Below are 11750 nucleotides of genomic sequence, written 5' to 3' on the forward strand. Positions count from 1 at the left end.
ATCGAGAAACGTCACATCGGACGCGGCCGGGTGGTCCCTCCGGGACGTCTCGCCGCCGGAGGGACCGGCTGGTCACGGACGTGTGCCGGACTGGCTGCCCGCGGTCACCGTGGTCACCTGGGTGCCGGAGAGGGTACCGCCGGTGTACAGGTCGCCGCCAACGGCCGTGCCCGAGACCGAGCCGCCGGTGTAGACCGCATACGTCGTTCCCCGGGTGATCTGGCCGGACGAGAAGACCACGCCCTTGAACGCCTTGGCCGACCGGTAGGCCGCGATCTGGGTCCCGGACGTGGTGGCCAGGTGCACGATCGTGCCGGCGGCCTGGTTGGCGCCGAACGTGACCGACACCCAGCCCTGGCCCGAGGTGGGCAGCGTGCTGGTGCTGGCGCTGATCCCGGTGGAGATCAGGGTGCCGCCGGTGATGGTGAGCGCCCCGTTCGAGTCGAGCCCGCCCTCCCCGCCGCCGCGGGTGGCCGACCCGCTGACCACCACGGTGCCACCGCCGATGCTGAGCGCGCCGTTGGAGTCCAGGCCGTCGGTGCCGCCGCTGACCACGACGGTCCCGCCGGTGATCGAGATCAGCGCGTTGGGCGAGTTCTGCATCTCCCCGTAGGCCGGGTCGGACGCGTTGAACGCGTCGTCGGAGGCGGTCGCGCTGACCGAGCCGCCGGTCACGTAGACCTTCAGGCCCTCGACCCCCTCGTACGACTTGGTGACGGTCACCGTGCCCGCGCTGACGGTCACGGCCGCTTCCGCGTGCACGCCGTCGTCGCCGGTGGCGACCGTGGTGGCGCCGCCGTCGACGGTGACCGCCCCGTCCGAGTGGACCCCGTCGTCGGACGCGTCGATGCTCGCGGTGCCGCCGCTGATCGCCACCAGGACACCGGCCTTGAGCCCCTTGGCCGACGTGTCGCCCGGGGTGACCGTGCTACCGCCACCGGACTTCGCGGTGATCGTGCCGCCGGCCAGGAGCACGTCGGTCTCGGCGGTGACCGCGTCGCCGCCCGCGGTCACCGCGGCCGTGCCCGCGCCCACGTAGACGTAGCCGCGGGTGGCGTCCTCGTCGTTGTCCGATTTCAATCCGTCGCCGCCGGCGGTCGCGGTGATCGCGCCGCCGTTGACGATCACGTAGTCCTTGCCGCGGATCGCGTCGTCGCCGGCCGTCACGGTGATCGTCCCGGCGTCGATGACCAGGCCGTCGGCGCTGTTGATGCCGTCGGCCGCGGTGCTGGTCAGGATCAGCGCGCCGGCGCCGTCGACGGTGAGGTCGGCCGCCGAGTCGAGCGCGTTGCCGGCCGACGAGGTGAGCCGGTTGGTCGTGCCGGACTGCAGGTAGACCAGGGCCTCGTCGGCCGCGACGACGTTCACCGCGGCCGCGCTGCCGCTGACGGTGACGCCGTTGAGCAGGATCCGGACGATGCCGGTGCCGGTGCTGTTGACGACGATCTGTCCGTTGGTGAGCGTGCCGGAGAACCGGTACGTTCCGGCCGCCGTGACCGTCACCGTGCTGCCCGAGACCGTCACGTTCGGGCTGGTGGTGGTCGCGCCGCTGCCGGTCAGGCTGACCGCGGCGACGTCCGACTCGTTCCAGACGCGGTCGGCCGCGCTGTCGTGGCCGGCCTGGTTCGCGGCCAGGGCGGTGGCGGCCGCGGTGCCGGCCGCCTGGGCCGGGGCGGCCAGCAGCGCGAGGGCGGTCGCGGCGACCGCGACCGGCGTGACCAGCCGGGGAATGCTGGGCATGGTGAATCCTTCCGTTGGGGACGGGTATTCAAAACAAGATCAACTTCAAGATCTTGATGTCCTATCTCCGCTGTGGTCCGGATCGTCGCTCCCGCGGGGACCCTTCCGGTCCGAGCAGGGCGCTGGCGCGCCCAGAACGCTCAGCCCGAAAGGGCGATCTGGGCGGGTGGTCCCGGTCAAACCACAAAGGCCCGTTAACGGGTTTGGAGCTCTTTTTATCCGTGGGTGGGACGGCCGGAGCAACAAACCCGGGTGGACCGTTCAGCAGATGAAGTGGCGGCGCAGCGTGCGGCGCCAGGGCACGGCGGGCAGGTCCGGACGCAGTGCGGCCAGCCCGGTGGCGTACTTGGAGATCCGGGCCGGCCGGTGCCCGTGCGCCCAGAGCAGCCGGTCCACCGGGGAGGCGGCCGCGCCGGTCTTGGTCTCGATCACCGCGAGGTGCGGCACGTGCAGCTCGGCGCCGTCCGGGCCGATCCAGCTCAGGCCGGTGTCGAGAGTGGCCCGGGAGTCGCCCATGGGCTGGTAGAACGTGGTTCGCCGGTAACACGTGGTCAGGGTCGGCGCGAGGTGGGCGCCGGCCCGGTCGCCGAGCACGCTCTCCACGAACCAGCGGCCCGGGTCGACGGTGTCCTGGTCCACGACGTCGTACGGAAGCCGGCTCTTGACCGTCCCGCCCCGGCTGCCCTCGGTCTTGACCTCGAGCCAGCACTGCGCCGTGTCCACGTACGTCCGAGTTCTGATCTTGAATCGACGCCGGCGACGCTGGGCCGTGAGCCGGAAGCTGGCCAGATCCGGGGTGTCGAAGTAGACCGAGCGGTAGCGGAACGTCCGGAGGCCGTCGATCTCCAGGACCCGGGTGGCCGGGTCGAGCCGGGGCAGCAGGGCGAGCGCGTCGTCGAGGCCGAGCACGTACTTGCGGTCGATCCGGGTCTGCAGCCCGGCCTTCTCCAGCAGTTCGGGGAGTGCGATCGCGCCGAGGCCGGCCGGCGCGTTCATCGCGCGGCCCCGACCAGCGCGCCGGCCCTGGAGTAGCGGACCTCGACCACCGTCGTCTCGTTGACCAGGTCGACCCGTTCCACCGCGACCGCGTGGATCCGCGCGCCGAGGACCCGCTCGACCTGGGCGACGAGCGCGGTCCGGTCGGTGTAGGCGGCGTCGAGCACGAGCACCTGCCGCTCGTAGGAGCGGAACAGCCGCGGGTGGTCGCCCAGGTAGATGACGACCAGGATGAGGGCCATCAGCCCTGGGCCGAGCCAGAAGGCGCCGTCGGTGAGCGGTCCGAGAATGCCCAGCGCGAGCGCGGAGAAGTAGTACGCCACCTCGTGCTGATCGAGTTCGGTCGAGCGCAGCCGGATGATCGACAGCACGCCGAACAGTCCGAGGCCGAGGCCGGCGCCGGCCGTGCTGTTGCTGAGCGAACCGGCCACCGCGAGCACGCCGACGTTGACGCCGAGGTAGGCGACGACCAGGTCGCGGCGCCGGTGCCGGGGGAAGTAGAGTCCGAAGACGAGCAGGCACACCGCCAGAAGATCGAATCCGAACAGCGCGATCCGGTGCATGGTGGAGCGACCTCCCGAGGGTTCCCGGCCGGCCCGCCTGAACGGGACCCGACCGCGGGGTTACGTATCGGTGAACTTCGATGGACACGGTAAGCGCTTTCCCCTGCCCCGGTCACCGGCACGTACCTGAGAAACGTCTCAAAGAGTGCTGTGCATAAGCTGTCAAATCCGGGCGATAGTGCGCTCTTCCAGGAACGACAGATCCGGCGTCCAGCCCATTCCGGAAACCTCAGGAACCGTTACAAATCCGGATCTACACACCACGGGCTCGGTCGTCACGTCCCGGGCGTAGTACTTGTCCGACCCGGAGACGTCCGACGGCAGCGTGAACCCGGGCAGCGAACTGAGCGCCACGTTGGCCGCCCGGCCGATCCCGAACTCGTGCATGCCGCCGCACCAGACCGGCATGCCCTCGGCGACGGCCAGATCGTGGGCCCGGACCGCCGGGGTGAGCCCGCCCATCCGGGACACCTTGATGTTGAGCACCCGCCCGGCCCCCAACCGCAGCGCCGTGACCAGGTCGTCCACCTCTTCCACGGACTCGTCCAGGCAGATCGGCGTTTCCAGGACCTCCTGCAGGGCGGCGTGCCCCACGAAATCTCGCGGCGCGAACGGCTGCTCGATCATGAGCAGTCCGAGTGTGTCCAGTTCACGGAAGACGTCCCGTTCGGACGACGAGTAGGCACCGTTCGCATCCACGTGAATCGGAATTGCCGGAAATATCGACCGGACCGCCCGCACCGGCTCCACGTCCCAACCGGGAGCGATCTTCAGCTTGACCCGCTGATACCCCTCCCGCACCCGCAACGCCACCTGTTCCACCAGCGCGTCAACGGAAGGCTCGATCCCGAGCGACACCCCGGCCGCCACCCGCTCCCGCGTCCCGCCGAGCGCCCGCGCCAGCGACGTCCCGTTCCGCAACGACCACAACGCCCACGCCGCCATGTCGAACCCGGCCCGCGCGAACTGATTCCCCCGCACTTTCCCCAATAGAAGAGCCAGCTCGCCCGGATGCTCCCACTCCGCCCCCAGGACCAGCGGTTTCAGGTGATCCCGGGCCACCGCCCAGCAGCTTTCCACGGTCTCGGCCGAGTAGAACGGCCCGCTCGGCGACGCGATCTCCCCCCACCCGGTCACCCCGTCCTGATCGGTCACCGCGACCAGGATGTGCTCCAGCTCCCGCTTGGCGTGCGAACTGGTCCGGAACTCGTGGACCAGGGGCAGCCGCACCCGCCGCAGCTCGACCTGTCCGATCCGGATCATGCGCCCTCCTCGGGTTCGCCGACGTAGAGGCCGAGCTCGGCGGCGAGCGCGTCCCGGTCCCGCAGGCGGCGCCCGGCCCCCTTGGCGCTGGCGATGGTCAGCGTCGCCAGCAGGTGCAGGGCCAGGACGACCGAGGTCGGCGAGTTCACGTACGACGCGCTGCCGCGGCCGACCACGATCCGCGCGGTGGCGATCCCGGCCAGCGGGGCGTCCTCGGCATCGGTGATCAGGACCAGGTCACCACCATGACGTACGTATGCGGAAGCGACCTCGACCGTCTCCCGCCGATACCGCTCCAGGGAGACCGCGACCAGCAGATCGCCCTGCCGGATGTCGCTGAGCACGTCGAGCGCCCGCAGCGGCACCCCGTCGACCAGGTGCACCCCGGAGAGCCCGGCGCTCAGGTCGGACGCGAGCAGCGACGCGTAGCTCAACGATTTTCCGTAACCGATCAGGTACCGCCGCCGCGCCGACACGATCAGCGCGGCCGCGTGCTCGATCGACTCGTGCTCGGCGGCCCACTCCAGGGCCTGATCGAACTCGGTCCGCTGCTGTTCCAGCACCCGCTGTTTGAGCACCCGCGCCGAGCGGCGCTGGACGTTGCGGTCGAAGCGGTCGGCCGGTGTCGCTCGTGCGGTCACGCCACATCCTCGAACAGATAATCCGCGCGGCCCGGATGCCGGACCACGTCGACCAGGCATTTCCCGGCCGCGAACTGGGTCAGCAACTCCCGCCGCAGCCAGGCCCGGTCGGCCGGCTCGGGGGCCGCGACCCGTTCCCCCGCGACGACGGGGACAACCGATTTCCCGGTACGGCGTGTGGCCCGACCCGCATCGGTCAGGTCCCAGCTGACGAGGACCCGGTCGGTGCCCGGGTCGCGGTAGTAGTCGGGCAGGAAGCGGATCCCGGTCGCGCCGAGCACCGCGAAGTTGAAGTGCGCGTTGCGTAACGCGTAGGGGTCGAACGTCCACCGCATCGTGCGAGCGCCGGTGCGACGGGCGACGGCGGCCTGCCCGTACTTCAGCAATCGTCCTAAGCCGGCGCCCTGAGCGCCCACCTTGACCACCGCCGCCTGCGAGTAGTGGTAGACCTCGCCGCCCTCGATCCCGGTGAAGCCGTAGCAGAAGCCGGTGAGCGTGCCGTCGCCGTCGAGCGCGCCGATCACCGTGCCGCCGTTCTCCCCGAGGGCCGCGAGCAGGCGCGGGCTGAGCCCCCACTCGGGCGCGACATACCCGAAAACCTCCCGGTAGAGCGCCGCCGCGGCGGTCCACTCGGCCATCCCGTCCAGCTCGCGCACCACGACGTCCATCCGCACTCCTGGATAAGATAGCGAACGTATATCCGTCATCCTGGCCCCATGAAGGCTCGTTGACAACGAATGTGGCACAACTTAGCGTTCGGATATGACGGTCGAGGCGCTGCACCGGTACACCCTCGCGGAGTCACCCACCGGCGATCCGCGGTCCCTGGCCGCCCTGGCCGAGATCCTCGACGCGGACGCGACCGCGGCCGGTTTCGGCACCGATCGGGAGCGTCACCCGACCGGCGACCACCTGATCTGGAGCCTGGGGGCGAGCGGCGGCGCCCCCGGGACGCTGCTGTTCCTGACCCACTACGACACGGTCTGGCCGGTCGGCACGCTGCGCGCGATGCCGTGGGCCGTGGACGGTGACGTGATCCGCGGCCCGGGCGTCTACGACACCAAGTCCGGCATCGCCGCCCTGCTCACGGCCGTCGCCGCGGTCCGCGCGCCGCATCCGGAGATCCGGGTGGTCGTGGTCGCCGACGAGGAGGTCGGCTCGCCCACCGCCACCGGGCTGGTCGAGTCCGAGGCCCGGCGGGCCGAGGCGGTGCTCGGGCTGGAACCGCCGCACCCGGGCGGGGACCTGAAGACGGGACGCCGCGGCAGCACCCGGGCGCGCATCGAGGTGACCGGCGTCGAGGCGCACGCCGCGCTCGACCCGGACGCCGGGGCCAGCGCCATCGACGAACTGGTGGACCAGCTGATCCGGGTCCGGGCGATCGGCCGCGGGCGACCGGTGCTGGTCAACACCGGGACGATCGCCGGCGGCGGCCGCACCAACGTGGTCGCCGGGAGCGCGCACGCCGACCTGGGCCTGCGCTTCGCCGACCCCGAGGACGAGCGGGCGGTGCTCGGCGAGCTGACCGCGCTGCGGCCGGTCCGGGACCGCGCGACGGTCGGCACCCGGTTGCTCTCGCACCGCCCGACCTGGCGGCCGAGCCCGGCCGGGGACCGGCTGCTGGCCCGGATCGTGGCGGTCGCGGCCGGCCTCGGTCAGCCGCTGGACGGACGGCCGGCCGACGGCGCGGCCGACACCAACACCACGGGGGCGCTCGGCCGGCCGACCGTCGACGGGCTCGCGCCCCGGGGCGGCGGCGCGCATGCTCGGACGGAATGGGTGTCGGCGGCCGGGATCACCGAGCGAGTTGCCCTCATAACCGCGCTTCTGAGCGGTTTGTGAGAATGGGCAACACTGTTTCATCACGGATGGCGACGGGGTAACCACGGGGAGGCCAATGGACCTCCCGGGGGTGACTTCGACCATGAACGAGCACGAACGCCGTACCCTGGCCGATCTGGAACGCCACCTGGAGCACGACCCGGACTTCGCCGCCCGGATCAATCAGCTGGCCGGGGTGCCCGGTCCGGAGCTTGCGTTCCCGATCGTCCCGGTCCTGTGCGCGCTGCTGTTCATCGCCCTGCCGCTGGTCATGATGTTCTTCGGCTGGGCCGGCGTGATCGTCCTGGTCGACCTGTTCATGGCCGTCGTCGCGGTCATCCTGATCCGCCGCTACGCCACCGCCGACTGACCGGGCGCCGGCCGCCCGGGCACGACGGGGTCAGGCGCTGACGTCGAGCAGGTCGCCGCTCTGGTTGAGCACGTTACGGAGCTGGGCGAAGTCGACGCCCTTGTCCTGCAGCAGGCTGACCAGGCTGGACGCGCTGGTGGCGGCGCTCGTGACGTCGGCCGAGTCCATGTCGAGCAGGTCGCTGACCTGCTTGAGCTTCTCCGGGTCCTGAAGGCCGGCGTTCTCCCCGCGGGGACCGCTCGGCGGGGGCGGGGGCGGCGCGTCCCGCTGCGCCTGCTGGGCGGCGATCTTCTCGGCGACGTCGTCGGTGATCGCGGTCGACGACGGCATGCCGGACTTGATGGCCGCGATCAGGTCGTCGTGCGAGGTGCCCTGGCCGGACGCCACGTCGTTCAGGCTCTTGCCGTTGGAGAGCTGATCCTTGAGCGCGTCCGGGCTCAGCCCCATCGCCTCGGCCAGCTTGGCCATCGGCTCGTCCTGCGGCTTCTTCTGCGAGCCGTAGGCCGACTGCGCCTGCGTCACCTGGTAGTTCGTCGAGTTGCTGATGCTGCTGATCGAGGTCACCGTGACTCCCCGGGCCTTCCGGGACGCCTGCCGTCCCGGACGGGGAAAGACATCGGCCACCGACCGGGCAAGCTCTGGGTTTGCAACTCGATCCACAGGAAGCCGGTCAGCTCGCGGTGATCGCGGTCGCGGTGACGACGCCCTCCGAGTCGGCGACGCCCTGGACGGTGATCTTCAGACCGGCGGTCAGCTCGGACACTTTCATGGTGGTGCTCCGGGTGACCGTGGTGGTGTCCGCGGCCCGGACCGTGACCGTCGCGCCGGCGTCGGTCGTGACGTACACCGTGCTCCCGTCGACCTTGCTGATCGTCCCGGCGGTCGCGCTGCCGGGGGTGCCTTGCCGGTTCTGCCCGAATCCGCCCATGCCGCTGGGCATCCCGGCCCCGGTCGGGGCGCCGCCCTGCGCCGACCCGGACGGGGCGCTCGCGGTCGTGCCCGACGTGCCCCAGTGCTTCTGCACCTGGGCGCCGCCGGCGAAACCGCCGACCAGCAGGACCACGCCCGCCAGCACCAGGGTGGTGCGGTTCCACCAGCGCTTGGGCGCCGCGTGGGCGATGGCGCTGTTGAGGTCCTCGTGCTCCAGCTCGGTCGGGGTGCGCGGCAGCACCTCGGTGTCGTCGTTCATGAATGTCCTTACTCGTATCGCAGAGCATCGATGGGCCGCAGCCGGGCCGCGCGGGCCGCCGGCAGGCCGCCGAAGAAGAGGCCGATCAGGACGGAGACGCCCAGGGCGAGCGCGACCGAACTGGGCACGACCACCGGGGTGACGCCGACGATCTGGAACTTGCTGCCGATCAGCGCGGCAGCCACCCCGAGACCGCCGCCGATGACGCTGAGCAGCGTCGCCTCGATCAGGAACTGGCTCAGCACGACCCGCCGGGGTGCGCCGAGCGCCTTGCGGATGCCGATCTCCCGGGTCCGCTCGGTGACCGTGACCAGCATGATGTTGGTGATCCCGATGCCGCCGACCAGGAGGCTGATCGCGGCCACGGCGCCGAGCAGCGTGGTGAACGTGTCCGCGGTCTCGGTCTGCGTCGCCAGCAGCTGGGAGGCGTTCTGGATCCGGTACGTCGTGGTTCCGTCGCTGCCGGCCGGCATCTTCTGGTCGAGGATCGTGGTGATCTGACTCTCCACGGTGTCGACCTGGTCGGAGTTCCGGGCCTCGACCAGGATCGAGCTGAGCGTCCCGTACCCGGCCAGGACCTGCCGGACCGCGGAGATCGGCGCGACCGCGGTGTCGTTGGAGTCGCTGAAGCCGCTGGAGCTCTTCGAGTCCAGCACCCCGACGATGGTGAACAGCGCGCCGCCGACGGTGACCTGCTCGCCGACCGGGTCCACGTCGGAGAACAGCTCGTCGGCCACGGTCTGCCCGATCACCACGACCCGGCGGGCCTGGGCCTGGTCGTCGTCGGTGAACAGGGCCCCGGCCTTGACCGGGAAGTTGGAGGCGCCGAACCAGTCCGGAGTGGTCCCGACGAACGAGCTGACGTCGTGGTCGCTGCCCTCGTAGGTGAGCGTGGCCGACGTGCTGACCACCGGCGACACCGACTTCACGTCCGGGGCCAGCGCCGGGTCGTCCAGCGCGTCGGAGACCTTCATGGTCAGGCCGCCGCTGCTGGTGCCCCGGCTGGTGCTCATCACGGTCAGCGTGTTCGTGCCGAGTGCGGAGATCCGGTCGGCGATCGCCTGGGCCGACCCGTTGCCGACCGCGACCAGCAGGATCACGGCGGCAACACCGATCAGGATGCCCAACATGGTGAGCATCGACCGCAGCTTGTTGGCCGACAGACCTCTCAGGGCAAACCTGAAGATTTCGGACACATTCATGCCGCGTGCCGCCCCACGGTTTCCTCACCGGGCCGGGAGCCGGGCGCGGCGTCCCGCCGGGAGTCCTGCCGGACGTCCGAGCTGACCCGCCCGTCGAAGAGCTTGACGAGCCGATCGGCGCGGGCGCCGACCTCCTCCTCGTGCGTGATCAGCACGATCGTGCGCCCGACCGCGTGCAGGTCGTCGAACACGGTGAGCACCTCCTCGGTGGCGTGGCTGTCCAGGTTTCCGGTCGGCTCGTCGGCCAGCAGCAACGCCGGCTCGGTGACCAGCGCGCGGGCCACCGCGACCCGCTGCTGCTGGCCACCGGAGAGCTGATTGGGCTCGTGGTCGGCCCGATCGGCCAGACCGACCACGTCGAGCGCGAACATGGCCCGGCGGCGGCGCTCGGGCGCCCGCATCCCCGAATAGGCCAGCGGCAATTCCACATTGGCCACCGCGGACGTACGGGGAATGAGGTTGAAGGATTGGAAGACGAACCCGATGAGCCGGTTCCGCACCAGCGCGAGCTGGCTGTCGCTGAGCGAACTCACGTCCACGCCGTCGAGCCGGTACTGCCCCGTGCTGGGGATGTCGAGGCAGCCCAGGATGTTCATCAGGGTGGACTTGCCGGACCCGGACGACCCCATGACGGCCACGTAGTCGCCGCGGTCCACCTGCAGTGACACGCCGTCGAGGGCGCGCACCGTGGTCTCGCCGACGCCGTACACCTTGCGTACGTCGCGGACGTCCAGAACCGGCCGGGTCCTCGCCATGACTCAGCGACCACCGGGCGGGGCACCGCCACCGCTGAAGCCGCCACCACCGGTTCCGGTGCCGAAGCCGGTGCCCGAGCGCGTCCCGCTGTTGCTGGTCGTGGTGCTGCTGGTCGGGACGACGACCTTCTCCCCCGCAGTCAGGCCGGAGGTGATCTGGTAGGCGTCGTCACCCTCCAGACCGACCTCGACCTGCCGCACCTCCTGCGTGCCGGTGCTGGTCAGGACCGTGGCGGTGGAGCGCCGTCCGGTCACCGTGACCGCGGCCGAGTTGACCCGCACGGCGTTGTCGACGCTGCCGGTGACCACCGAGACGCTGACGGTCTGGCCGGGCTTGGCGCCGTCCGGCGGATCGGGCAGGCTGATCGTCACGCCGTACGTCACGACGCTGTTGCTGGTCGTCGCGGTCGGGTCGATCGAGACCACCTTGCCCGTGGTCTCCGCGCTCTCCAGCGCGTTCCACGTGATGGTGGCCGACTGCCCGGTCTTGAGCGCGGTGGTGTCGGACTCGGAGAACGCGGCGGTGATCTGCAGCTGACTCAGGTCGGCGATGTCGATGAAGCCGCCCGAACCGGTGCTGCTCGACGACGCGCCGCTGCCGCCGGTGCCCGAGGACGAGCCCGAGGAGGAGGACGACGAGCCGGAGGACGAGCCGCCCAGCGAGCCGTTGACCGCCGTGACCGTGCCGGCCATCGGGGCCTTCAGCTTGGTGCCGGCCACCGAGGCGGCGGCGTCCTCCACGGTCAGCTTGGCCGAGGTGACCTCGTTCTCCGCGGTGGTGGTGTCGGTGCCGGCCGACTCGGCCCGGTCCAGCGCATCGTTCGCGGCGTCCAGGTTCGCGTCGGCCAGGTCCAGGTCGCGTTGCGCGTCGGTCGTGTCGACCTGGGCCAGCACCTGACCCTTGGTGACCTTGTCGCCGACCTTGACCTTGATGCTGGTGACAGTTCCGGAGGTGGTGAACGTCGCGGCGGCGGTCGACCCGCTCGCGACGGTGCCGTCCGCGCTCACGGTCTTCGTGACCGTGCCCTGCGAGACGGTGACGGTGCGGACGTCGGTGGCTTTCGCCTCGTTGCCGGAGGAGGTGCTCCGGATCAGATTGACGCCCCAGATCGCGGCGCCGACGATCAGTAGGGCCAGCAGGGCGTTGATCGCCGTGCTCGGCGTGCGAAGGGCTTTCACCATGCCATCATGTCCGCTGCGACCGGTTCGT

General features: G+C 70.9%; 13 protein-coding genes. 2 read left to right on the forward strand and 11 right to left on the reverse strand.

What is annotated here, in order from left to right; all coding sequences use genetic code 11:
* Window positions 1-72: 72 nt before the first annotated feature.
* The 6 genes from ACSHV8_RS29340 to ACSHV8_RS29365 all read right to left on the reverse strand — a co-directional run bounded on the left by ACSHV8_RS29340 (window position 73) and on the right by ACSHV8_RS29365 (window position 5871).
* Window positions 73-1740, reverse strand: coding sequence for a carbohydrate-binding domain-containing protein (locus ACSHV8_RS29340; protein ID WP_436520802.1), 1668 nt, complete (start codon window positions 1738-1740; stop codon window positions 73-75).
* Between the two features lie 261 nt (window positions 1741-2001).
* Window positions 2002-2736, reverse strand: a complete 735-nt coding sequence (locus ACSHV8_RS29345; protein ID WP_436520804.1) for a polyphosphate polymerase domain-containing protein — start codon at window positions 2734-2736, stop codon at window positions 2002-2004.
* The gene (locus ACSHV8_RS29350) at window positions 2733-3299 is read right to left on the reverse strand and encodes a DUF4956 domain-containing protein (RefSeq protein ID WP_436520806.1); all 567 of its coding nucleotides are present in this window, start codon (window positions 3297-3299) and stop codon (window positions 2733-2735) included. The genes ACSHV8_RS29345 and ACSHV8_RS29350 overlap by 4 nt, the downstream gene beginning before the upstream one ends.
* Before the next feature lie 162 nt (window positions 3300-3461).
* Complete coding sequence (menC, locus tag ACSHV8_RS29355) at window positions 3462-4562, reverse strand: o-succinylbenzoate synthase (RefSeq protein ID WP_436520808.1); 1101 nt, start codon at window positions 4560-4562, stop codon at window positions 3462-3464.
* The gene (locus ACSHV8_RS29360) at window positions 4559-5203 is read right to left on the reverse strand and encodes a MurR/RpiR family transcriptional regulator (RefSeq protein ID WP_436520810.1); all 645 of its coding nucleotides are present in this window, start codon (window positions 5201-5203) and stop codon (window positions 4559-4561) included. The genes menC and ACSHV8_RS29360 overlap by 4 nt, the downstream gene beginning before the upstream one ends.
* The gene (locus ACSHV8_RS29365; RefSeq protein WP_436520812.1) at window positions 5200-5871 is read right to left on the reverse strand and encodes a GNAT family N-acetyltransferase; all 672 of its coding nucleotides are present in this window, start codon (window positions 5869-5871) and stop codon (window positions 5200-5202) included. The genes ACSHV8_RS29360 and ACSHV8_RS29365 overlap by 4 nt, the downstream gene beginning before the upstream one ends.
* Before the next feature lie 94 nt (window positions 5872-5965).
* Here ACSHV8_RS29365 and ACSHV8_RS29370 point away from each other — a divergent pair, with 94 nt between their 5' ends.
* Both ACSHV8_RS29370 and ACSHV8_RS29375 read left to right on the forward strand, forming a co-directional pair.
* A complete protein-coding gene (locus ACSHV8_RS29370) occupies window positions 5966-7045 on the forward strand; it encodes a M20/M25/M40 family metallo-hydrolase (RefSeq protein WP_436520814.1) in 1080 nt (359 codons plus the stop codon).
* A gap of 82 nt (window positions 7046-7127) precedes the next feature.
* Window positions 7128-7394, forward strand: coding sequence for a DUF3040 domain-containing protein (locus tag ACSHV8_RS29375; RefSeq protein ID WP_436520816.1), 267 nt, complete (start codon window positions 7128-7130; stop codon window positions 7392-7394).
* 30 nt (window positions 7395-7424) lie between these two features.
* Here ACSHV8_RS29375 and ACSHV8_RS29380 read toward each other — a convergent pair whose 3' ends face one another.
* The 5 genes from ACSHV8_RS29380 to ACSHV8_RS29400 form a co-directional block, all read right to left on the reverse strand.
* A complete protein-coding gene (locus tag ACSHV8_RS29380) occupies window positions 7425-7958 on the reverse strand; it encodes a hypothetical protein (protein ID WP_436520818.1) in 534 nt (177 codons plus the stop codon).
* A 106-nt stretch (window positions 7959-8064) separates the two neighbouring features.
* A complete protein-coding gene (locus tag ACSHV8_RS29385) occupies window positions 8065-8583 on the reverse strand; it encodes a hypothetical protein (protein WP_436520820.1) in 519 nt (172 codons plus the stop codon).
* Window positions 8584-8591: 8 nt separating this feature from the next.
* The gene (locus ACSHV8_RS29390) at window positions 8592-9785 is read right to left on the reverse strand and encodes an ABC transporter permease (protein WP_436520822.1); all 1194 of its coding nucleotides are present in this window, start codon (window positions 9783-9785) and stop codon (window positions 8592-8594) included.
* Complete coding sequence (locus ACSHV8_RS29395) at window positions 9782-10540, reverse strand: ABC transporter ATP-binding protein (RefSeq protein ID WP_436520824.1); 759 nt, start codon at window positions 10538-10540, stop codon at window positions 9782-9784. Before ACSHV8_RS29395 ends, ACSHV8_RS29390 begins: the two co-directional genes overlap by 4 nt.
* A 3-nt stretch (window positions 10541-10543) precedes the next feature.
* Window positions 10544-11719: an efflux RND transporter periplasmic adaptor subunit gene (locus tag ACSHV8_RS29400; RefSeq protein ID WP_436520826.1), complete on the reverse strand. Its 1176-nt coding sequence runs from the start codon at window positions 11717-11719 to the stop codon at window positions 10544-10546.
* Window positions 11720-11750 lie beyond the last annotated feature (31 nt).

The sequence above is a fragment of the Actinoplanes sp. HUAS TT8 genome, from assembly GCF_051380535.1.
Taxonomy (GTDB): Bacteria; Actinomycetota; Actinomycetes; order Mycobacteriales; family Micromonosporaceae; genus Actinoplanes.